The organism is Pseudomonas sp. LPH60, from assembly GCF_030718165.1.
Taxonomy (GTDB): Bacteria; Pseudomonadota; Gammaproteobacteria; order Pseudomonadales; family Pseudomonadaceae; genus Aquipseudomonas; species Aquipseudomonas danubii.
Window position 1 is genome coordinate 793,794 of record NZ_JAVAJH010000001.1, and the last position, 21,150, is coordinate 814,943.

Genomic DNA, 21,150 nt, shown 5'->3' on the forward strand with positions numbered 1-21,150 from the left:
TATCGACTCAACGGCATCGTCCTTGAGTGGCAGTTTTCGGTCAGCAGTGGACTGCCCCTCGTCCGACGTACATGAGGTGCTTAATGGATAGCCGCTATTGCTTTTCTCATACCAGAGCAGCCCAAGACTTGCACACGGCACGTTTGCTGGTGGGTAAGCGACTGAGCGCGCTGATGCATGACCAGTACTATTTCAACGGGGAAAGGAGTCTGGGATATGTAGGCTCTATTGAATGGCATTTCGGCGGGCAAGAGGTGATATCCATGTACCTCTTGAGTGATGGTGAGAGTGTTGGGGCTGACATATACCCTATCAACACGCCTGTTTCCTTCGAGATAGAGCCTGGCGTGACCTGTGCCTGGAAAAGGGAAAACCTCCTTGCAGCGTTATCAGCGTCCCACCTTGAAGGCGAGAAAGTTCTCGAGCTCAAGGGCGTTCTCGATGCCCTCAATGGCAGGTATCTCGGCTAGTCGGATTTAGGATCGAGTTTGAGTCCGGGGACTTCCTGATTTTTCTTAACCAGGGCGACGATGCCGTCATGCTGGTCAATACGCTCCCGCCAGCATGCGTCGAAATTGAAACCAGCTTCGTGACCTTCATTCAATGAAAGCTATGGGTTGAAAAGCTTTTTCGTGGTGGGCTGTTTTCGTCCAAAAGCGGACGCGGGCGCAAGGTCCTGTCAGATGAGTACGCTGGATCTGTAGCTTCGCTATGAGCTCCGAAGGTATGTATGCAACCAGCTGCGATTCACTGAGGGGGGAGTGGCTGTTCAGGTGATATTACCGTGCTACTATCGCCGGCTTTTTTACAGAGTCGGTATCTTTTGTGTCGCTACCTATCGTTAGAGTTCCCCTGCTTGTTCGTGCCTTGTTGCTAGTGCTGGCATGTGGTGTAACCACACCCGCATTTGCCATGCAGATATTCGTCAAGACCCTCACTGGCAAGACCATCACGTTGGACGTTGAAGCTAGTGACACGCTCGAGAATGTCAAAGCCAAGATTCAGGATAAAGAAGGCATTCCTCCCGACAAGCAGACGCTGAGGTTTGCCGGAAAAACCCTGGAGGATGGCCGAACTCTTTCGGATTACAACATTGCAAAAGACTCGACGCTTCACCTGGTGATGGTGCAGATCGTATTGCAGCCTAGTGGGCTGGATGGACTTGCCCGGCAGGCGAGCGACGTGTCAAAACTCGCAGTGAACTCCGCTGTTTTAGTACTGAGTGGAAACCACGGGCACCCCCTGGATTTTCGTGTTGCCTCCGGCAAGCAAAATTGCGCTTGGCTAGCCGGAGATTGGGGCGGGGATGACCTCGGCGGTGCCGGTAGCTCGGTTGGGGTTGCTGAGGTCGGAGGGTGCCAGCGTCTTACGGAAAGCGGCGCGCAACTGGGGCTTGCGGTGGGCAAAAGCCGTGTACGCGACAGCTCTGGAGGGGCGAATGCCATCAAAGAGCAAGGATCCTACCTGTTGGTGGAGTTCATCGCGCCAGTGACCGCGCTGTCTCCCGATCTTTGGTCGACTCTGACCGCGTATTACAACCATGGCGATGCTGACATTCGCCGTGGTTATTCGACACTTTCAGGGGATGAGGGCTCAAGCGCCACTCCAGGAGTCGATACCGTGGCGTTGCGTACCCGGTTGGACTGGGAAGCTCTCTGGCGCCCCATGGGCGTGGAGCTCTCACCCTATGCAGACTTGAACTATGTGCAAACGCGAGTTTCATCCTATGACGAGGCCGGTGGTAGTCAGGCCATGTCGCTGGGTGAACGCAATCACAGCATTTCTGAGCTTCGGTTCGGGATGAATGGCAAGTACCTGTTAGCGGATCACCTTGAGTTGCTCGCCGGTATTGAAGGGGTTCGCCGTGTTCATGATGATGCTGACCCGATAGACGCCTATTGGTGGACGCAGCATTTTCGTCTGGACCCAGAGCAAAGCGACCGAGCCTGGATGCGCGGCCAGCTCGGAGTCGCGTGGTTGATGCTAGATAGTCGGTTGATGTTCTTGCTCAATGCCACCAATGAGGGGCAGCAGCCAGCACGCTGGGTGGCAATGAGTTGGACAGGTTCGTTCTGATACGGCCGCGATGAATCGTCACTTCTAGCCCCAAAACCTTTGCCATGAAGGAAAGCGGGACAGATTTTTTTCCTACTGCTGGAAATCCTTGACTGCGCTTCTGGCCCGCAGGACCTCTCACAGATCCGCTTTGCCATCGGCCTGTTGCTCGGTGATGGCTTCGATCTGTTGCGTACCCCGGGTGATAGAACCTTGAGGCAGGCTGATCCTGCCTGACCCCTGGTTGAGTAATGAAGCAACAAAAAAGGCGACGCAATGCGTCGCCTTTTTGCTTGAGCGGGATGCTTTCCAGCGATCGGCTCTGTGTCCGCTGTCCTGCCTGTGCTCCAGTGCTTTTTTCTAAAAGTTGAAGTGTTGGTCAAACACGGTCTGCTCACTCACCATCACACTGCACTGGCGGGCCACTTCAACCGGCATCACTTTGCCCAGCAACGGCGCCAGCGACTTGTAGAACACCTTGTCGCAGGCGTCGTCTTTGCTGAAGGCTTGGGCGTTACCGGCCGCGTCTTTTGTGATCTGGCAGCCTGCCACCAATTCGCTGGGCAATTCGTTCAATGGCACTGTTGTCGAGCCGGAGCCCTGCAACTCGATCAGCTCGTTGCATGTGCCCTTGGCCGGACCTTCCTTGATGGTTTTGGTAAAGGCGACGCGTTGGTAGTCAGTACCGGTGAACAGCACCTGGTCGTTAACAGTGACTCGGTATTGTGAGGGTTTGAAGGCGATGGTCTTGATGCAGAACTGCGTGGTGACCGGTTTCCCATTGACCTCAGCGGTGGCCGCTTTACAACCTGGGGTGGCCTGGGTGAAGGAGGTATCGGGCGAGCTGACACAACCGGCCAGTGATAGCAGACACACACCGAACAGCATTCTTTTCATGGGACTTCCTGTGCTCAAACACACCGCCTCCAGCAGGCGGCTCCGGACGCGGATCATACCAGCGACCTGTTGGCCAAAGGCGCAGAAAGGCAATGAGGCCCTTTAACTCGGCTACCGAACCCTATCTCGACAGCTGTCTGCTTCCGGCCCAGGCGGTGTGAAGAGCCCAGGTAAAAATCGAATCCCGCGTTTCTACATGAAAGCTGAACTGTAGTGGTCGCCCCAAGAGACACGGACAGATTTATTTCTCTAGCCTAAACGTCCGCTGAACGATTTAGCCAATCTGTTGCATCGACCGGTTGAATCCACAGCCAAAAGCAGACATTCACGGGAGACAGCTATCGACCCATAGCGACCCTTAGCGAAAGGCAGCTACCGGCCAGAAGCGGACTTCGGCTTGGTCCGCCTCGAGGCCGCGAATCAGAACGCCAGGGCTTTACGCGCCCCTAGAGCTGCATTACTGCGAGCGCCCTGCGCAGGGGCTCGTCGGATATCTGGATAGGACCATGAAATGGCACGTCCATGTCCAAAACAAGGTAAACGGAAGCCGCAATGAGCAATGACGAGATGATGAACATTCCTATCACCATCGAATTACGGGGAGCGCGGTATCCAAAACTGGCGAAAATGAGCGTCAACCAGGCAGCAAGCATCCCAATAAGCGGACCAGGAATCGCGCCCTCTGACTGCTCTACGATCCTCCAGCGTTGCTCGATGAGCGAATGATACTGCTGACGAATATCCTGAAGCATCGTTTCATGGTAGCGGTCCGGGGGCTTTATAAGAGCCAAAGACTTGCCTATATCATCCAGGTGTTTAGCCGCCTCGCTGTTACGATGCTGCAGCGCCTCGTCTCCCCGATACGGGGTCTCGATAGCGCGCTCAAGATAGATGATCAGACGGTTTCGCGTGTCTTGTGCCGCATCGCCATAGCCCCTCAGTGTCCGATCAAAAATGATCATGCTGGTTGCATACCCATGGAAGTTTGCATCAATGGACTCGAAAGTGTTTTTGGCAGAATTGATCATCAAACCAAAGACCAGCGATGTCATAACCACAAAAATGTTGGCTACTAGACGAATTACGGAGTTGGTGTCTTCATCCCTGTGGTGGGATGCCAGCTTTGGGTACCACTGCATCATGAGAAGCGAGGCAGCAACGAGGCACCCAAAAATGGCCAGTGCGATCCAGAGAGAGTTCATACATCAGCCCTGATCAATTGGAGTCAAGTCTTGAAGGATAGACCGTGGGGGTTCTCTGCGAATTCTGCTCGGTAGATACTGCGGTTGCACTCCGGGAATGCCCCCCATATTGGTTTTAACGCCAGCGCTGATCATCGGTAGATACTGGTCGAGTTCTGCCAATCCTTAGAGGCAACAGATCACGACCGTCTGCTTATGGCCGTTTTTAACGATGAGCGTGTCTCTTTATGTAGGTAAGCGCTTCAATCAGTCGTTCTTGAATCCCGGCAGTCCCTGGGCTTTCCGCCATTCCTTCACTGTTTTAGTAACTCCCTCGGCGGAGTTATCCGCACCGAGTTCAGGGTGGAAAATCAGGTCGTAGCCATCTGGATGGCCTGCGAGTCTGCTGAACTTTTCAAGTAACTCACCCAGCTCATCGTCCGTCCCGCCCTTGTTGACGACCCGTATGTTTTTGACGAAGGAAATGAATTCGGCTTCGGTAAAATCAGAAGTATCTTCCATGTTGTGCCTATTTTTTCTTGTGAAGATTAATGTGATTTTGTGGGTTTTTAACCCTCAAGCTTTCTGCCGTCATGCTGGAAACTCCACCCGTAGCCGCTAAACCCGCAACGGTGCTGACTGCACCCTTGGCCACGGCCTGTCCGGCCATTGATCGGGCCACATGATAGGCCGCGGTCTTGGTTCTCGGTGCGGTATGTGCGCTCGAAAGCACGGGTATTGGGTGGTGCAGGGGTAGGGCGTCCTAGCCCTTGTCGCCATGCACCAATATCCGGCCGTCATACCCACAACTGATCCAGCGACCGGCGCGGGTGGGGAGCACATCGGTTGCAAAGTTGTCGTGTGAGCCGATGATCGCCCCCTGCCGTGAGGGCAGGTTCCAGCGTCTGACGAATCCATCCTCGCCGCAGGTCAGCAGTATGTGTCGCGCCTCGAAGCGCACGCGCCGGACCGGCCCGTCATGAGCGGCCAGGCAATCCAGGAGCGCCAGCCTCGGTTCGGTCGCTAGCAGGTGCACCGCGCCGTCGAGATCACCAGCGGCCAAGGTGACGCTGCCATCGGCGTCGATCCAGCTCGCCAGCGTCCTCAGGGGGCGGCCCAGATCGAGCACTTGTACGCAGTCCCGCTCCTGGGGTTGCCACAGCCTGACGGTTCCGTCCTCCGATGCGCTGGCGAAACCGCCGTCGCCCGTAGGTGCGATCGCCCAGACCCAGCAGGCGTGGGCCTGACGCCGGTCCGCGGCACCTGTCGCCAGGTTCCAGACTGTCAGGCGACCGTCAGCAGCCCCGGTCACGAAGCGGCCAGCGCCTAACCTTGCCGAGGACAGGACGGCCGAATCCGATGTGCCGACCAACCTTGACTTGCCGCTCGCCAAGGACCAATGCCGGATCGTACGGTCCCGCGAGTGAGAAACCAGCTCGCCAGGCGCCACTTCCACCAGACCCAGAATGGATTGTGTATGTCCGTCAAGCTGACCCAGGCAGCGGCCCTCGCGATCCCACAGCCGGATGGTTGCGTCACGCCCGGCGCTTGCCAAGCCCCTGTCGCCCAGGTCGGCAAGCGCCCATACGTACCCGTGGTGGCCCGGCTGGAAGGGACCGTCGACGTGCAAGGTATGCTGGGGCTCGTACATCAGGTCACTGCGCATGATGTATTTTTGGCCTGCGTCCACTAAGGCGCCGGCATGCCAGAGGGTGTGGTCGAATACGATCAGGCTGCCCTTTCGGGGGCGCAGCCTGAGCGTGGAATTCCGGTTCGACATGGCTGCGGACCGCCCCTCGAAGAACACGGTCTCTCCGCCGCTGAATGCATCGTCGTTAAGATAAATCATGAAGGTCAGGCGTGACTGCTGGCGCTGGCGATGGTGTACACCATCCTGATGGGCACGGAACTGGGTGCCGGGCCGGTAGCGGCAGAAGCGCAGCCGCTCATTGATGCCGACCAGACGCCACCCATCCTCATCGATCACCGTCCCCAGCCTCGGTATCCGCAAGGCGCAGTGCTTCAAACGCTCGAAGAGTCGACCAGCCAGAGCCGGGTCGTCTGTGACGATGCGGTCATTATCGCGGTACGAGGACGGGTAGTCAGACCCTGAGCTGGCGAACCCGCACTTCTGCGTGGCTTCTATCAACGCTTCGCACTCGCTGGCCGAAAGGAACGCGTGGACCAGCACACAGCGCACGCGGTCACCCAGCGGTAGTTCGACCGAGGCCGACGGAGCAGTCGCCCCGGCCACCAGTTGTTCAGCGAAGGAATTCATCGTGATCTCCAAAGTTGGTCTGATAACCAATATTTGGAAAGCTAGGGTGCGACGGGGTCGATGTCAATGCTAAGCTGGTCGCGCAACCAACATTGGGAAGGTGACATGGCACGGCGCTCGAACACTGATGAAAGACGCGGCCAGATTGTGGCGGCACTCCAGGCCGTCATGGCCAAGGCCGGCTACGCGGGTGCAACCATAGCGGCCATCGCCCGGCACGCGGAGCTGGCGCCTGGCCTGGTGCACTACCACTTCAAGGACAAGCGCGAGATCTTGGTGGCACTGGTCGACTCACTGGCCGGCTACGCCCGTCAGCGCTACGAGGCCCGGGCCGCTGAGGCCCAGACGGCCGAGCAAAGGCTTCAAGCCTATATTGCAGCACACCTGGCCTACGGTTCGGACGCGCAGCCCGATGCGGTGGCGGCGTGGGTGATGATCGGCGAGCAATCGGCCCACGACCCAGACGTGCGTGAGGTCTATCAGGCTGTGCTAGCGGCGCAGATGAAGCTTCTCAAGGGCCTGCTCCGGCAGCGATTCGCCGAACGCGAACGCCGCGTCCGAGGGCTCGACGCGCTGGTGGCGGGCATTACATGCTTTATCCAGGGGGCGTTCACGCTGTCCACCACGGCGCGGCCACTGCTGCCGACAGCCTTCGCCGCACCGACGTTGATCGATTGGGTGGAGCGTTACATTGATACACAGGAGGAGCGATGATCAAACCGCCAGAAGGGCACAGTCTCTTTCCGGTCGGCGCGCACGGCGCCCCTGAGGTGCCTGATGGTGTGGGTTTCGCCGCCTGGGCCCGCCTCTGGGCGGAGCTCGGCGCCGGCTGCCCGCCGCGAGAAACTTACGAAGAGCTCCTTCGACGCTACCGCGAGCCGCACCGTGCGTACCACAACTGCCAGCATTTGCAGGAATGCCTCCAGGTGCGCCGGCTCATCAACGCTGCCTGCCATGCCCCCGCTGAAGTCGACCTTGCACTTTGGTTTCATGACGCCATATACGACCCCCTTCGCAGCGACAACGAGTTGCGCAGTGCGCAATGGCTGGACGAGGTGGCACGTGATAGCGGCCTGGGCGATGAAATCCGCCGCAGGCTTTACGGCCTGATCATGGTGACGCGACACGACGGCGCTCCAGCGTCGGCAGACGAGGCCGTGTTGGTGGACACGGATCTGGCGATCCTTGGGGCACCGACCGCACGGTTTGAAGCGTACGACCGCCAAGTCCGTCGCGAGTACCGATATGTGCCTCTGTTTGTGTACCGCCGAAAGCGGCGCCAGGTCCTGGAAGGCTTCCTGGCACGCGGGCGCATCTATACGACTGCACCGTACTTCGATGCATTCGAACAGCAAGCCCGCGTCAATCTTGCCCGCGCCATCGCGCGTCTCGACTGAGAAACAGCCAACAGCGGAGGTGGGGCATTCGCCTTTTCAGGTGCCTGGTCACGCTGCAGTTCAACCCGTCACCGCAAACAGATGACGGGGCATCGCCGGCCAAAAAACCATGGTTACCGGTCACACAGGCTGCCGTTGCGCCCGTGATTTCGACCTAAGGCTTGGCCCGATCCCAGCGACATTCCGCCAATCGGTTCCGCTCTGTTCTGTCGATGTCGCAGCCGGTCGTTATCCACTTCCGGCTGCTGTGTGGCTTTTCGTGCTGACTGTCAGCAACCGGAAGCTTTGAGCCCGGTGCCGATGGTGACCGCGTTGACCTGCACCTTTTCAAAGGCCTTCTGCGCCGCGGCGTCGTATTTCTGGTCGCAGTTGAAGCGAGTTTCCATCACGTAGTCTTCGCCTTCTGCTTTGCGCATCTGCGATTCCCATTGGTCGGCGGCGCTGAGCGCGGCATCCGAGACCAGCACCACCTCCAGCAGCACCTCTCTGAAACCTATGGCGCGGGGGCCTTCCCAGTGGGCGTAGACGGAAGGGTCGGCGGCGTTGCCACACATGCTCAGGCAACTGGCGCTGTAGCTCAGGCCGCCACCGGACGATTCGGTGAACGCGCCTACGGTGAGCGGCTTGCCGGGAGCGGGGGCGAAGGTGTCGACGAACTGGGTCAGGTCGGCCTGGCATTTGGGCGTCAGCTCCATGCGCAGTTTGCTGACTGTGCCGCCTTCTATGGTGGCGGTGATGTTGCAGCCCTGGACTTTGAACTTGTGCTCATCGCCGAAGGACTCTCGAGGGATTCCGGCGACGGATTCAAAGTACCGCTGATTGGTGCCCAGCATGTCGCCGGTGAAGACTTCGGCCACGGAGGCAGCATGGGCAACGTCAACGGACAGGGCCAGTGTCGAGGCAAAAAGGCTAAGGATCAGCTTGTTCATGGGAGAGTCCTTTCAATCGGCGACCAGAGTCTTTGGTCATCTTCAAGTGGGTTGGGGGACGGGAGTTTAGCAGGCGTTGCTGCTGTGTTCTTTGGGCGGCTTGCTGATTTCTCTGTGTACCGGCCATGCAGAAAGAGTTGTGGCCTGGTGCATTTTCTCGAGGAAATACCGGGTATCCGGCAAGCCGCGACCCATCCGTTCAAGGTCACCGACCGCCAAAGCAATCAGGGCCCGCAAATAGCTCATTCGACAGAAGGCACCGAGGCTTTGCTGCCCAAGCGAATCAGCTCATTGGAGAAGCACAGACCGAGGATGATCAGTGCCGCGCCCGCATACAGGCTTTCACGGGGAACTTCATTGAGCGCCACAAACGCCAGCAGCGCGGCGAACAGTGGCTCGGTCAACTCCAGCGCTTGCACTTGGGATGGCTTGAGGTACTCGATGGCCTTGGTGGTGCAGAAGAAGCCCAGGATTGTCGGCAGTGTGGCCAGCGCCAGCAGGGCGGCGATCGCCAGTGGCGACAGTTCGCCCAGCGTGAAGCCGTCGGCCGCCGCCGGCATCAGCAGGTACAGGCCGCCGAAGAACAACAATTGGCGGGTGAAATGCAGTCCTCCCGACACCCCCATGCGCTTCATGGCAACCGAAAAGGCCCCATAGCCGCAGCCGGCCATGGAGGCAAGCGCCGCACCTTCCAGGGTAAAGCCCTGCTGCAGGTCGCCGCCGAATATCACCGAGATCCCGGCGATGGCCAGTGCAGCGCCAACGGTGGCATTCGCGGTGATGGGATCCCTGAGAAAAATGCGCCCCAGAATGATCGAGGAAATGGAGGCGCTGGCCATCAGAACCACCACCACACCTGCCGCCGCGTAGTGTCGATAGGCGGAGGTTTCGAAATGGAACAGCACAAAGATGCCAAGGAAGGCGCAGATAGCCGCCTGGACCCATTGGCTCGATTTCGCCGGGCGCTTGAGGAAAAACAGCAAGATCGACAGCAGCACGCAACCCAGTAGGGTCTTGATGACAGCGACACTGCTCGCGGTGAAACCATTATTCATGAGGACTTTGCTGAGTACACCGATCGTTGCGTTCAGTGCCGCAGCACAGAGTGCAAACATGACGCCTTTGCTGAAAGTGGATTGCATCGATGACGATCCCTGTCGCTGAATGGTTGTTCGATAGAATGCCGCCCGCATCGACGGCGCACAGTTTGAGTGGACGAAGATCCCAGCCGTGATCGGGGCATAAGCTCGATCCCCCAGCTGGAGGTTGTCGAGCTTCTTGAAATGCCCGCAAGCAAGGCTGGAGAACGTGGCTGGATCAGGTGGACGTTCACTTCCGGGCAGCGCGGTAAAGTCCTGCCCAAGTGGATGGCCTAGGCAATGGGCTGTCCGGCAAACGAGCTCTCCACGCCGCAGGCGATTATGCACTGAGTACTCCCTCTACGGGATCCACACGCCCCGACAAGAGCCGAATGCAAGCACCCTGGTTGCGCTCGCCAGTTGATCAGCCCCCATCACTGAGCCGAGGAAAGCTCCTCCAGCCGGTGTCGCCCCGAAGGGACAGTCAGCCGGCCTGGCTCTTGGCGAGGCAAAGAGCGTTGACGAAGGTTGCAGTGTGCTGCAACGACTGACGTATATCCGGTTTGGCTATGCCATGCCTGCTGGCAAATTGCTCGACGGCCGCGGTATCAAAACGAGTGGTCTGGATGAAGTCCAAGGCTTCGGGCTGGGTATTCATGAATCGCGCGACAGGAGGAATGCTCAGTAGCCACTTCAGCAGTCGGAGCGAAACGTGATGCTTGGGAGACTTCAAGCCCAAAGGTTGTGCCACCTGCACCAACATTTCTCGCAAGTTGGGCGTTTGCGCATCCAGCGCCAGCAGTTCCTGGCCCGCCATGGCCGGATCAAAAGCACTCGCCGTCATCAGCTCCACCAGGTAGTCCACGGTGACCAGTGGCAGCCAGTGCCTGGCGGTACCGGGCACGGCCGTGAGCTTTCCCTGCACCAGGTTGCGTATCAGCGCCACCAGCGGCTGGCCGTCGAGAATATGCCCCGTGCGGCTGTGGCCACACACTGTCGCGGGGTGGACAACGGTCAGCTCTCCGCCCTTGGCGGACATGGTCTCCAGGGTCACAAAATGCGCTTCCAGCTTACTCGCCTCGTAACCACCGACATGCCGGTAAAGCGCAGGCCAATCGGTCCGCTGCGGATGGTGAGGATCGATGCCGATGCGTCGCAGGTGTTCATGATTTTGCAGCATGTAGCCGCCGATCATCACCAACCGGCTGTTTTGCTCAGCCGCCAGCAGCGCCACGCGCTTGGCTCCTTCCACGTTCACCGCACGAGACTGTTCCAAGGTAAGCCCCCAGGCGAAGTGGGCACCCAGGTGGAAGACGACTCTGGCGTGCCTCAACGCTTCTCGGTCGGCAGGACTCAGCCCGAGCTGATCCCGTTCCAGATCGCCGGCCACGGCCAATACCCGGGAGGCGCAGCCGCCCAAATGGTCGACTTGCTCCCGCAGTGCCGCGAGTCGCTCCGGGCGACGCATCAACACCCGAACGGTGTGACCTTTTGCACTCAGGTGTGCCAGCAAATGTTGACCGATGAAGCCGGTACCCCCGGTGACAAAGCACTCCACGCTCATTTCCCTGTTCCTTGTTGAAGGTGAGAAACCAAGCGTAAACTATCGACCCAACTCTATGGTCAAGTGGTGTTTTCATGAAAATTGGTGAAATCGAGGCCCGCAGCGGCGCCAGCCGCCATACGCTGCGTTACTACGAGCAAATCGGCCTGATCTCACCGCAGCGACGAACGAACAACTATCGTGTTTACACCGCGCAAACACTGCAGGACCTGGACTTTATCCAGCGCGCGCAAAGCATGGGGTTTTCCCTGGGGGAAATAGGCGAGATTCTCGATGCGCAGCGCAACAAGCTGATCGACTGTGCCGAGGGCGCCAAGCTCATTGAAAAAAAGATGGCCGAAATCAAACAGAAAATCGCCAACTTCCAAAGCATCTATCGGTATCTGGACGAAGAGCGTGCCAAGCTCGAAGCCAGTGCTGCCGAGCAACTTGCGCTGCAGCGGTTGAACGACGCTTCCAGCTGAGCGGCCCGCATCCAGCCATCGGCGTAGCCCCGCAGCAGTGCGTCATGCGCGGTCGACAGCAACAGGCCTGCCGAACCAGCACCTTTCCTGTGTGCTCAAGCCGGAAGCGGAGGTCGTGCTGGTTACCACAGGGCTCTGGCCGTAGTGGAGACCTAAGGTTTGGCCCGATCCCATCGACATTCCGCCAACCGCTGCACATCGGTTCCGCTCTTTTCTCGCCTGTCGATGTCGCCGTCGGCGTTCAGGTAGATATGGGTATGGGGCCATTGCGGGGTGATGCTGATGCAGTGATTACGCCCCGTGTTCTTGCTCCACCAGGAAAATTCCATGAAGAACTCGTCGTCGGGGAAGAGCACGCCATGATCGGTTGCGCCGCCTCCGGGAAGCATTCCTCCTTTATCAATCCGATCCTGGACATTCCAGATGTACCTGAGCTCATCCCGGCCGGCTTGGGAGTAGTGAACATTCACCCTTGGCAACGCGAAGTCCCAATGCGTGACCAGCCCAAACAGCAGCGGTATCCAGAGCAGCTTTACGTACCATGGCCGGCGCGTGCCTGCATGGAGGGGCCAGAGTTTCATCTCCATCCTTTGGGCGTATTTTTTTGGGGGGGCGTGGGTTGAGAGTGGAGACGGCAGTGTCGCAGCCGGTCGTTGTCCACTTCCGGCTGCTGGGCTGAATCGCCCTTAGCAATATTACGAAAAAATACAACGTTAAGACAGTCGATGAGTTGAAGGCTCTAACTAAAGGTGGCAGATCAACGACGCACAGGAATGATGGCGTTTTGAAGCATTCTGTAAGTCATGTAAACAAGTTATGAGTAGGCTAGAAATGGAAGATGGAGCCACACAATGATTGATAGTATAGAAGTTAAAGAGTTTGATGATCTGGAGGGGCAGTTGCTTGATGCGAATGTTTCTTATGGCGAGATGACGCGTGAGTACGCTAGTTATCTAATGGGTCTTATCCAAAGAGGTGAATTAAAAACTATTGCTGCCAGCAAGTTGGAAAAGTTGGTGCCGTTCTTGAAAGAGGCCATCTTGCGCGAGCGTATCGAAAGTGATGAGGTACTTCGAAAGAAGCTCACTGTCGATCTCTGGAAAATGGAGCAGCAAAGTCGCAAGGAAGATGAAGATTTTGCAAATTTCATCCGAGGTGTGCTCTATTGCTATGGTACAGAGGAGGTTTGGGAAGAGGAGGGCGATGGTCCAACCCCTATCTATCTTTACTTTTTGATCCTGAAAAAAATATTGCCGGGTCTGAGGAAAGATTTTATTAGTAGTTTTAATCGATTCCTTGGAGGGCGCAGCTAAGCCATTCTCTGTTTTTTTGTCGGGCTCAGATAATAATGGCTGGAGAGAATCTCTCCAGCATTACTTAGGCCAGAACTACAAAGATAGTGCAATCGGTTCATAAGAAATTTTAATCGCAAGGCTCAAAACACAACCCCGGACTAATACACAATGCAGGTTGGACAATAGTGGGGGCGGCTTATGTTCTTGAGGGGCTACCGGGCATCTTGTAATCCGCGATCAATGAGTCAAACCTGGCCACCAAGCAGGCCGAGCCTGCTGCCATTGCCGCGGTCAACTCACTGGCGCGGTCAGCGCCGCTCAGCGCCTTTGAAAATCACCTTGGCCCCGCTGAGGCGGGGCAGTCCGTGCGTTCTCCTCGATATCACCCGGCAAGTGGTGCCGATCCGTCGTACTGCTCAAGCAGCTGCTGTTCAAGGGTCACGATGGCCTGTTTAACCTGCTCAACACAGTCGCTCACCAGGGGCATGTTCAGGTCCGGGCTCTGACAGGCGTCTTCCAATTGCCGGCAGCTCTCCACCAGTTGCTCGCCCTTGACGACTCGCGCAGCCCCCTTGATGCGATGCGCCAACTCGGACAGCTCCGCTGTTGCTTGGTCGCGCAGCAGTGTCTCCAGGGTCTGCAGGTCGGTGCGATTGTTGCTGAGCAGTTCACTGAGGATGTGTTGCAGCATGGTCGGCTCGCTGCCCACCAAGGTATGCAGGGACTCCAGGTCGAATACCTGTGGGGATTGGCTGCTGACGCGTTCTTCGGGCGGCAGGGGCGCGCGTTCCTCTTCCTCGACCTGGCCCAGGGCCAACAGGCGCGCCTCCAGTTCATCCAGGCTGATGGGCTTGATCAGGCAGTCATTCATTCCGGCCTGGATGCAACGCTCCACTTCCTCGGGCTGGGCGTCGGCGGTCAGGCCGATGATCACGATCGGTTCGTGGTGGCTGTCGCGTTCATCCTGACGAATCGAGCGGGCCAGTTCGGCACCGTTCATGACGGGCATGTGGCAGTCGGTGATGATCAGGTCAAGAGCGTGCTCGCGCCAGGTCTTCAGTGCCTGTTGTCCATTTTCCGCCTCGACTATGTCGTGCCCGAGAAACGCCAGTTGCTGTCCCAGGACCTGACGGTTCACCGGGTGGTCGTCCACCACCAGAATCTGCAGGCGGTACATCTGCCGTCGCTTGATGCTGGGTGCAGGTTCTACGGCGGCCAGGCGCTCCAGCACTTGAAGGCGAAGATCCACCTCCACCTGGGTGCCCTGGCCCAGGGTGCTGTTCATTGAGACAGTGCCGCCCATCATTTCGCACAGGGAGCGACAGATCACCAGTCCCAGGCCGGTGCCTTCGGTGTTCAGGACATTGCGTTCGACTTGGGCAAAAGGTTGGAACAGTCGCTGCTGGTTACTAGGAGATATGCCTATCCCTGAATCTTCGACGCGCAGTTTGACCTGTAGCAACGAGTTCTCCACCAGATCGCCGCTGATGCTCACTTTAATGAAGCCGGCTTCGGTGAACTTGATGGCGTTGCTTATCAGGTTGGACAGAATCTGCTTGAAGCGCATGCCGTCTACCAGCACATCGCAATTGATGCTGGAGTCGATTTCGAGGATGAGGCTCAGGCATTTCTGTCGTGCCAGACCTTCGAACACACGGGCTATGGATTCCACCAGCTCGCGCAGGTTGGCGCGTTTGGGCGAAAGGCTCAGGCGCCCCGACTCGATGCGGGCGATGTCGAGAATATCGCCGATCAGCTCCAGCAGGCTCTTGGCCGAGCTGTAGGCAATTTCGATGCTGGAGCGCTCAATCCGGTCGCTGTCGGCCCGTTTGAGCGCCAGTTCCAGAATGCCGATGATCGCGTTCATGGGGGTGCGGATTTCATGACTCATGGTGGCCAGGAACGTGGTCTTGGTGCGACTGGCCTGGTCGGCCAGGTTCTTCGCCTCTTTCAACTCCTGGACCAGGTGGCGATGCTTGGTGATGTCCAGCCAGCCGCAGATAACGCCTTTGGTGACGCCATTGTTGTCCTGGAAGGGTTGGATCCAGTGATCGATCCAGACCTCCTTGCCCTGCAACTTGACCTGGTACACCGAACTGATGGTCTGACCGTCGCGTATGGCTTGCAGGTAGCTGTGATGCAGGTCGGGTTCAGCGCAGAAATGCTCCTTGGGCAGCTGTTGCACGGATTTGTGCAGAACCTGCTCGGCGCTCAGGCCGACACTCTGCAGGTAACTGCGGTTGCACGAGAGCATCTTGCCGTCCATGTCACGAATGTAGAGAACCGGAGGCATGTTTTCGGCCAGGGTCTCGATGAAGCGCAACTGGTCGTTCAGGGTTTTCTCGGCCTTGATCCGACGTCGCAGATAGAAGGCCCAGGCCAGTGTCAGCAACAGCAGGAGCGCCGCGGCGGCGATGATTTCGGCGATCAGCAGCGCATAGTCGCGCCAGGTTTCGCCACTCATGCCCGGTGGTGAGCGCCAGTGGTTGGCAATGGCGTTCAGATCGTCCGCTGGGAGACTGAGCAGGGCCTTGTCGAGAATCGACTGCAGCTCCGAGTCGCTGCGGCGCAGAGCAAAGCTGGCGGTTGCCCGACTGGTGTGGATCAGGTCGGCGATGCTCAGGCGATTGTGAAACAGGCGGACAATGTAGTAGCGAGCGGCCGGCAACGACACCACGGCGGCGTCGGCGCTGCCGTCATAAACTTTGTTCATGGTGTCCAGAGTGGTGCCGGCCTCGATCAATTGCGTGCTCGGATAAAGCTCGCGGACGTGTTGCAGGGTCACGTGACCTGATGGAATGGCAAGACGCTTGCCTGTCAGGTCCTCTGCTGTCAGGCCCTTGTCTTTCGCGCCGCTGGGTGTGATCAGGACAAAAGGGCTGGTCAAAAAGGGCCTTGTGAAACGTAGCTTTTCCTCGCGCTGCGGGCCAGCCGTCATGATGGCCATGTCTGCCTCGGAGTTGCTCAAGGCTTCAATCTGCTGCGGATAGCCGCCATTACGCACAGTCACCTGGAAATGCAGGCCGGTGCGCAGCGAGATGATCTCCAGCAGTTCGGCGGCAACTCCGGAGAACACCCCGTTGGCGTCGAAGAACGCCACGGGCGCCAAGTCATCGTTGATGATCAGGCGTATCACCGGGTGACGACCGATCCAGCGTGACTCTTCTGGAGTCAGAACAATTTTTTCGTTGGTCGGCACGAAACCGCTACCGACCCAGCGTTGACTCAGATGGCTCAGTTTTTCCTTGCCAATGGCCTCGATGCTTCGATCAAGGATGCGCTGAAGACGAGCGTTGTCCTTGTTGATCGCATAGCCATAGCCACCCGTGTCAAGGTCAGTGAAGCGCTCGAACTTGAGGAAGCCGTAGTAAGAACGGTTGATCTGGAAGTAGGCGCTCAGTACATCGTCCAGGTACATGTCGGCATGGCCAAATGCCGCCGCAGCTATGGCTTCGTTATGGGTGGGGTAGATCATCAAGCGGGCACGAGGAAAGCGCGCCTGCGCTTCGCCGCTGTGTTCCTTGACCACGGAAACCCGCAGTCCGGCCAGGTTTTCCGGGGACTGGCGCAGTTCGGCGTTGCGCTTGAACAAGGCCAACCGCCCATCGGCGAACGGTCGGGTGAAGCTGATGGCATCGCTGGATTGCCCGGGGCTGTTGTAGCTGCCCATCAAGTCGATGGCGGAGGCCTGCAGGGCCTGTAGGGCTTGTTCTCGGGTGGCGAAGGGAACCACCGTCATGCCGACTCCGAGCATCTGCCCGATCAATGAACTGACGTCCGCTGTAATGCCTTCGTAGTGACTGTCGTTGTAATCGACATTGAAGGGAGGCGACTCTTGTGCGACCACACCGATTTTCAACTCCGACTTATGCCGTAGCCAGTGCCAGTCCTCTTGTTCAAGTACCAGTTCTTGGTGATCGAGGCGCACCTCGCTATACAGCGTATTGGGCAGTAGGGGTGGCTGGGCCGCTGCCGTCTGAGCGGCAATGGTCACCAAGCAGGCAAGTAGCCAGATAAGTCGTGAGTGCATGGTCTCTTCAGAAAATGAGGGAGGCTTAGTTGAGTCGAGAACGCTGAAAATACAGAGTGAAAATAGTAGCTGTCGGGGGTTGCTTTGGCCTATCAATTTATATCGTTAGTGGGGGGACTTGAGGGCTTGTTGCAATAGGCGATGAAGTGACTTTCCGGCATGGGGCGGGCAAATAGAAAACCTTGGGCAATCGAGCCCCCCAACTTCAATAGTTGCTCCTGCTGTTCATGGGTTTCCACGCCTTCGATGATCACTGACATTCCCAGGGAGCCAGCCAGGGCCAAGGTATAGCGGATGATGGCGCTGCTTGCAGGGTGATGTCTCATCTTGCGCACGAAGTCGCGGTCCAACTTGATTTGGTTGAAGGGCAGCTCGTAGAGCCGTTCCAGAGACGCGAAGCCGGCGCCGAAATCGTCCATGGCCAAACCGCAGCCCATGAGCCGCAGGCGCACCATATTTTCCAGGCTGTACGCGGAAGCGCTCATCACACAGGTTTCGGTGATTTCAAAGGTGATGCAACTTGAAGGCACCTGGAAGAGCGCCAACAAGGACGTCACGGATTCAGTCAGAGTTGCGGAGGATAATTGTGAGGGGTGCAAGTTGAAGGAAAAATTCAGCGGTAGGTCGTTTCTTGCCAGTTTGCGCCGCAGCGCCAGACCTTGATCGAACAATTGCCAGAACAGTCGATCCAGTAGGTTGTGGTCTTCCATGATGTTCAGGAAGTGTGACGGCGGCAGCACCCCCAGTTGTGGGTGGTTCCAGCGAGCCAGGACTTCGGCGCCCAGCACGGCAGCGGTATCGAGTGCCGCCTTGGGTTGGTAGTAGGGCTCGAACTCTCCGTTGTCCAGACCGCGCAACACATCACCTAGCGTGGGCAGCGCAATGCTCTTGAGCGGGCTGGCCAGGTCATGCCGCAGGGACTGGTATCGCTTCAGCAAGGTGGTCAGACGCTCCAGGTTGAAGGGTTTGCTCAGGCTTCCGAGAAAATGCAGACCCAGGCGCTTGATCATGGACACGGTGGTGTTGCGCAGCGCCAGATCAATCTGGCTGCAAAGGATGACCGCGCGCAGTTTGCCGCTGTGACTGGCGTGACGAAGGAAAGCCAGGCCGTCCATGCCGGGCATTTTCAAATCGCAGATGGCAATGTCGATGGCTTCACAACTTTCCAACAGTGCCAATGCCTGACTGCCGCTGATGGCTTCATGAATCTGGACGGGTATCACCTTCCTTAACGCAGTGATGGTAACCAGGCGTTGCAGGGGCTCATCTTCCAAAACTAGAACGTTCAGGTGTTGCATTGCTGGCTCGTGTTGTTGACTCGTCGGATATCTTGCTTAAGTCATTTGATATGGGGCCATTAGATGTATCTTCATGTCTTGTAGGAAATTTCCTAATGAAAAAATCAGAGCGTCTGAATTTTTCAATGATCGTCAATAACCACTTGTAAGTCGGGTCAAATCCGAGGAGTTTGCGCCCTCGCAGTTGCTGCCCGGCGGCAAGTTATAAGGTGAAATGACATTATGCACAGCGTATTAATAGTGGATGATCATCCCGTCGTTCGATTGGCGGTGAAGGTTCTGCTGGAAAAGCACGATATGCAGGTGGTGGGCGAAACCGATAACGGGCTGGATGCAATAGAACTGGTACGCGAGCATGTTCCGAGTGTGGTGATTCTCGATATCGGCATTCCCAAACTCGATGGCCTCAAGGTGTTGTCCCGGATCAAGGCGCTGGGCTTGCCCACCGAGGTACTGGTACTGACATCGCAGTCTGTCGAAAGCTTTTGCAAGCGCTGTATCCAGCTTGGCGCTAGAGGCTTCGTCAACAAGGAAGAAGACCTGAGCAATCTGGTGGTGGCGCTGAATGCGGTGCTGGCCGGCTACACTTTTTATCCTTCCCAGGTAACCGATGTGTCCAGGTCGGCTGCCGAGCAGTTGTCCGAGAACGAGCTGATTGGCTCACTGACCGATCGGGAAATGATCGTGCTGCAGTATCTGGCTCAGGGCTATTCCAACAAGGCCATCAGCGAGAAGCTGTTTCTCAGCAACAAGACCGTCAGCACCTACAAGGCTCGCTTGTTACAGAAGCTTGGTCAGGGCTCGCAAGTTGGCCTGGCAGAGTTCGCTAAGCGCCATGGGCTGATTCTCTGAAAGATGGCAAAGCGGCAACATTGATATTCGGCAACCCGATTTGAACTGCGGGTATCGGGGCATCCTCGTGGATGCTCCGATCAAGTCCGCAGATGTGCTGAATACGCCTGACTTCCCGATCCGCGCTCTTGTGAGCCATCTATAAAATTACCCCAAGCGCCAGTTCGCACGTCTGACGCTGAGCGCGCCGATCCCCGAAGACGCCACGATCATGAACTTCAGGCACCTGCTAGAAAAGCACCAACTGGCGCCCGTGACCCTTGTGGTCATCAACGGTTATTTGCAGGAAAAGGGGCTCTTTCTGCGCCAAGGCATCATCGTTGATATCACTATTGTTCATGCCCCGAGCTCGACCAAGATCGAATATTGAAAACGCAGGCGCGGGCCAAGATTGAGCATCCACTTCGGGTGATCAAGCGGCAGTTTGGTCAGGTGAGCGTGCGCTCTCGCGGACTAAAACACAGCCATCTGGCGACGCTGTTCGTCCTGTGAAACCAGCTGATGGGTATGGGCGTGTTACGCGTTTAACACGTGATACCGGGCAAAACATAATGCGTCGGCCGATGTTCGGAAATTGACGCTTCGTGACGCAGGAGTTTTGACTTGGAGCCGTTGCGCGACAAGTTGATCGGAGCATCACCGGGGATGCTCTGAGATTACTGGCACTGTTCAATACAGACATGAATCTTGACAGTCTGACTATTGTTGATGAATCAATAATTGGCCTGGAGTATGACTGCTTGCGAGCCAGGTTTAACGAGATGTCAACTCCCTAAGATTCGACTTTCCTCTTTGCCCAGTCGCAGATGTGGACTTTTAGTGTCTATGAAGTCGTGCGGACGAAGATCGAAAAAGCAAAGCACTATGTTAGAACTGCTGAGAACTCCGGAGTGAGCCTAAAACTGAAGGTTGGGAAAATTCAACTTCACTTAACTGTCGTCCCACGGCATGAAGATATATCTGGCGATCTTGGCGTCCGTACATGTAGTGATCTTAGGGTGGTGAAATAGTTACTACTGTGGACCCACTGAATTGACCAGGCGTAACGTTCCCGCGCTTGACCAGGGTCGAGGTAATGGTCAGCGGTGTGGCCAGGTCTTGTGTAATCGGGACATTGATACCCGCTGTGGCATCCTTGCCATTGACTGTTATCTTGCTGTACAGACTGCCATCGCTCTTGAGGCGTACGCCGTAGGAATCGGTCCGGGACGTCGAGACAGTTACGCTGGCTGGACCACGGCATTGCATCTGGATCTGCGTCGAGGCGGTTGCTCCGTCCACGGCATCGTCCATCAGGATCTTGTGGTCGATCACAGCATACCCTGTGACATTGCATTGCAGTGTTGGTAAAGCTACTGGTTGACAGTAACCAAGGGGATTTAAAGCACCACCAATGCCTGGCCCAATTCTCGCAAAAGTAAAACCGATGCAGAGGTCAGAGGGTGTATATTTCGAGGATGCAAAAATTGATCCGCTGAGCGGAATTCGAAACCCCTTATTCTGCAAATCCCTCAACAACTCCCCCATGTTAGAGTCACGACGCACGGGGACCTCCCAAGTGGCGTAATGAGCTGCTGAACTGTTGAAGGTCGACCTAATACGTGCACTCAGGCTTACAACACAAACTGTGTAAGCCGGATCATTCGTTGAACAGGGGCTAGACGCATACGGATTATCCCAACTGGTCACATCGAAGTAGTAACGTGCCCCCCCTGAAACATACTCACTTTTAGTCGTGGTGATGGCGATGTTGTTGGACTGGGCGGACATACTCCACAGCAGCATAGTTGCCAGGGCGCCCTGCAGCGCTGCCATATAGGCTTTCTTCATG

General features: G+C 57.1%; 18 protein-coding genes and 1 pseudogene. 8 read left to right on the forward strand and 11 right to left on the reverse strand.

The features are described from left to right. Positions 1-173 precede the first annotated feature (173 nt). Together Q8O96_RS03585 and Q8O96_RS03590 are read left to right on the forward strand one after the other, a co-directional pair. Positions 174-470, forward strand: coding sequence for a hypothetical protein (locus Q8O96_RS03585; protein ID WP_305948372.1), 297 nt, complete (start codon positions 174-176; stop codon positions 468-470). A 442-nt stretch (positions 471-912) separates the two neighbouring features. After that, positions 913-2,076, forward strand: a complete 1,164-nt coding sequence (locus Q8O96_RS03590; protein ID WP_305948373.1) for a ubiquitin-like protein — start codon at positions 913-915, stop codon at positions 2,074-2,076. A 339-nt stretch (positions 2,077-2,415) separates the two neighbouring features. Here Q8O96_RS03590 and Q8O96_RS03595 read toward each other — a convergent pair whose 3' ends face one another. The 4 genes from Q8O96_RS03595 to Q8O96_RS03610 all read right to left on the reverse strand — a co-directional run bounded on the left by Q8O96_RS03595 (position 2,416) and on the right by Q8O96_RS03610 (position 6,411). After that, complete coding sequence (locus Q8O96_RS03595; protein ID WP_305948374.1) at positions 2,416-2,952, reverse strand: hypothetical protein; 537 nt, start codon at positions 2,950-2,952, stop codon at positions 2,416-2,418. A gap of 446 nt (positions 2,953-3,398) precedes the next feature. Next, positions 3,399-4,154, reverse strand: coding sequence for a DUF4239 domain-containing protein (locus Q8O96_RS03600; protein WP_102864209.1), 756 nt, complete (start codon positions 4,152-4,154; stop codon positions 3,399-3,401). Positions 4,155-4,400: 246 nt separating this feature from the next. After that, positions 4,401-4,655, reverse strand: a complete 255-nt coding sequence (locus Q8O96_RS03605) for a bacteriocin immunity protein (protein WP_102864210.1) — start codon at positions 4,653-4,655, stop codon at positions 4,401-4,403. Between the two features lie 241 nt (positions 4,656-4,896). Beyond that, a complete protein-coding gene (locus Q8O96_RS03610) occupies positions 4,897-6,411 on the reverse strand; it encodes a 2OG-Fe(II) oxygenase (protein ID WP_305948375.1) in 1,515 nt (504 codons plus the stop codon). 105 nt (positions 6,412-6,516) lie between these two features. Here Q8O96_RS03610 and Q8O96_RS03615 point away from each other — a divergent pair, with 105 nt between their 5' ends. Both Q8O96_RS03615 and Q8O96_RS03620 read left to right on the forward strand, forming a co-directional pair. Beyond that, entirely contained in the window at positions 6,517-7,125 is a 609-nt protein-coding gene (locus Q8O96_RS03615; RefSeq protein ID WP_305948376.1) for a TetR family transcriptional regulator, read from the forward strand. Continuing rightward, positions 7,122-7,808: a hypothetical protein gene (locus Q8O96_RS03620; RefSeq protein ID WP_305948377.1), complete on the forward strand. Its 687-nt coding sequence runs from the start codon at positions 7,122-7,124 to the stop codon at positions 7,806-7,808. The genes Q8O96_RS03615 and Q8O96_RS03620 overlap by 4 nt, the downstream gene beginning before the upstream one ends. Positions 7,809-8,077: 269 nt before the next feature. Here the strand turns inward: Q8O96_RS03620 and Q8O96_RS03625 are convergent, their stop codons facing one another. The 3 genes from Q8O96_RS03625 to Q8O96_RS03635 form a co-directional block, all read right to left on the reverse strand. After that, positions 8,078-8,737: a hypothetical protein gene (locus Q8O96_RS03625; protein ID WP_115582135.1), complete on the reverse strand. Its 660-nt coding sequence runs from the start codon at positions 8,735-8,737 to the stop codon at positions 8,078-8,080. A 242-nt stretch (positions 8,738-8,979) separates the two neighbouring features. Further along, a complete protein-coding gene (locus tag Q8O96_RS03630; RefSeq protein WP_102864215.1) occupies positions 8,980-9,879 on the reverse strand; it encodes a DMT family transporter in 900 nt (299 codons plus the stop codon). A gap of 421 nt (positions 9,880-10,300) precedes the next feature. Then, positions 10,301-11,380 (reverse strand): SDR family oxidoreductase, encoded by a 1,080-nt coding sequence (locus tag Q8O96_RS03635; protein WP_207815352.1) that lies wholly within the window; start codon positions 11,378-11,380, stop codon positions 10,301-10,303. A gap of 74 nt (positions 11,381-11,454) precedes the next feature. On the opposite strand from Q8O96_RS03635, the gene Q8O96_RS03640 reads away from it, so the two are divergent. After that, entirely contained in the window at positions 11,455-11,844 is a 390-nt protein-coding gene (locus Q8O96_RS03640; protein WP_102864217.1) for a MerR family transcriptional regulator, read from the forward strand. Between the two features lie 152 nt (positions 11,845-11,996). On the opposite strand, the gene Q8O96_RS03645 is transcribed toward Q8O96_RS03640, so the two are convergent. Beyond that, the gene (locus Q8O96_RS03645; RefSeq protein WP_082729224.1) at positions 11,997-12,425 is read right to left on the reverse strand and encodes a hypothetical protein; all 429 of its coding nucleotides are present in this window, start codon (positions 12,423-12,425) and stop codon (positions 11,997-11,999) included. Between the two features lie 270 nt (positions 12,426-12,695). On the opposite strand from Q8O96_RS03645, the gene Q8O96_RS03650 reads away from it, so the two are divergent. Further along, positions 12,696-13,157 (forward strand): hypothetical protein, encoded by a 462-nt coding sequence (locus tag Q8O96_RS03650; RefSeq protein WP_123393064.1) that lies wholly within the window; start codon positions 12,696-12,698, stop codon positions 13,155-13,157. 364 nt (positions 13,158-13,521) lie between these two features. On the opposite strand, the gene Q8O96_RS03655 is transcribed toward Q8O96_RS03650, so the two are convergent. After that, entirely contained in the window at positions 13,522-17,169 is a 3,648-nt protein-coding gene (locus Q8O96_RS03655) for a transporter substrate-binding domain-containing protein (RefSeq protein WP_305948378.1), read from the reverse strand. Positions 17,170-17,261: 92 nt separating this feature from the next. Beyond that, positions 17,262-18,467: an EAL domain-containing protein gene (locus Q8O96_RS03660; RefSeq protein ID WP_207815342.1), complete on the reverse strand. Its 1,206-nt coding sequence runs from the start codon at positions 18,465-18,467 to the stop codon at positions 17,262-17,264. 222 nt (positions 18,468-18,689) lie between these two features. On the opposite strand from Q8O96_RS03660, the gene Q8O96_RS03665 reads away from it, so the two are divergent. Further along, entirely contained in the window at positions 18,690-19,319 is a 630-nt protein-coding gene (locus Q8O96_RS03665; RefSeq protein WP_305948379.1) for a response regulator transcription factor, read from the forward strand. A gap of 157 nt (positions 19,320-19,476) precedes the next feature. Then, a pseudogene (locus Q8O96_RS31150) lies at positions 19,477-19,677 on the forward strand (IS5/IS1182 family transposase); the annotation flags it as partial. Between the two features lie 635 nt (positions 19,678-20,312). Here the strand turns inward: Q8O96_RS31150 and Q8O96_RS03675 are convergent. Then, positions 20,313-21,149 carry a hypothetical protein gene (locus Q8O96_RS03675; RefSeq protein ID WP_305948380.1) on the reverse strand — a complete coding sequence of 279 codons (837 nt, stop codon included), beginning with the start codon at positions 21,147-21,149 and terminating at the stop codon, positions 20,313-20,315. Between the last annotated feature and the right edge of the window lies 1 nt (position 21,150).

Excerpts from the sequence above, each read along its gene's own strand:
- Q8O96_RS03595 (WP_305948374.1), bottom strand. The coding sequence starts at position 2,952 with ATGAAAAGAATGCTGTTCGGTGTGTGTCTGCTATCACTGGCCGGTTGT.
- Q8O96_RS03625 (WP_115582135.1), bottom strand. The coding sequence starts at position 8,737 with ATGAACAAGCTGATCCTTAGCCTTTTTGCCTCGACACTGGCCCTGTCC.
- Q8O96_RS03630 (WP_102864215.1), bottom strand. The coding sequence starts at position 9,879 with ATGCAATCCACTTTCAGCAAAGGCGTCATGTTTGCACTCTGTGCTGCG.
- Q8O96_RS03610 (WP_305948375.1), bottom strand. The coding sequence starts at position 6,411 with ATGAATTCCTTCGCTGAACAACTGGTGGCCGGGGCGACTGCTCCGTCG.
- Q8O96_RS03640 (WP_102864217.1), top strand. The coding sequence starts at position 11,455 with ATGAAAATTGGTGAAATCGAGGCCCGCAGCGGCGCCAGCCGCCATACG.
- Q8O96_RS03585 (WP_305948372.1), top strand. The coding sequence starts at position 174 with ATGCATGACCAGTACTATTTCAACGGGGAAAGGAGTCTGGGATATGTA.
- Q8O96_RS03665 (WP_305948379.1), top strand. The coding sequence starts at position 18,690 with ATGCACAGCGTATTAATAGTGGATGATCATCCCGTCGTTCGATTGGCG.
- Q8O96_RS03615 (WP_305948376.1), top strand. The coding sequence starts at position 6,517 with ATGGCACGGCGCTCGAACACTGATGAAAGACGCGGCCAGATTGTGGCG.
- Q8O96_RS03590 (WP_305948373.1), top strand. The coding sequence starts at position 913 with ATGCAGATATTCGTCAAGACCCTCACTGGCAAGACCATCACGTTGGAC.
- Q8O96_RS03660 (WP_207815342.1), bottom strand. The coding sequence starts at position 18,467 with ATGCAACACCTGAACGTTCTAGTTTTGGAAGATGAGCCCCTGCAACGC.
- Q8O96_RS03635 (WP_207815352.1), bottom strand. The coding sequence starts at position 11,380 with ATGAGCGTGGAGTGCTTTGTCACCGGGGGTACCGGCTTCATCGGTCAA.
- Q8O96_RS03620 (WP_305948377.1), top strand. The coding sequence starts at position 7,122 with ATGATCAAACCGCCAGAAGGGCACAGTCTCTTTCCGGTCGGCGCGCAC.
- Q8O96_RS03605 (WP_102864210.1), bottom strand. The coding sequence starts at position 4,655 with ATGGAAGATACTTCTGATTTTACCGAAGCCGAATTCATTTCCTTCGTC.
- Q8O96_RS03645 (WP_082729224.1), bottom strand. The coding sequence starts at position 12,425 with ATGAAACTCTGGCCCCTCCATGCAGGCACGCGCCGGCCATGGTACGTA.
- Q8O96_RS03600 (WP_102864209.1), bottom strand. The coding sequence starts at position 4,154 with ATGAACTCTCTCTGGATCGCACTGGCCATTTTTGGGTGCCTCGTTGCT.
- Q8O96_RS03675 (WP_305948380.1), bottom strand. The coding sequence starts at position 21,149 with ATGAAGAAAGCCTATATGGCAGCGCTGCAGGGCGCCCTGGCAACTATG.
- Q8O96_RS03655 (WP_305948378.1), bottom strand. The coding sequence starts at position 17,169 with ATGCACTCACGACTTATCTGGCTACTTGCCTGCTTGGTGACCATTGCC.
- Q8O96_RS03650 (WP_123393064.1), top strand. The coding sequence starts at position 12,696 with ATGATTGATAGTATAGAAGTTAAAGAGTTTGATGATCTGGAGGGGCAG.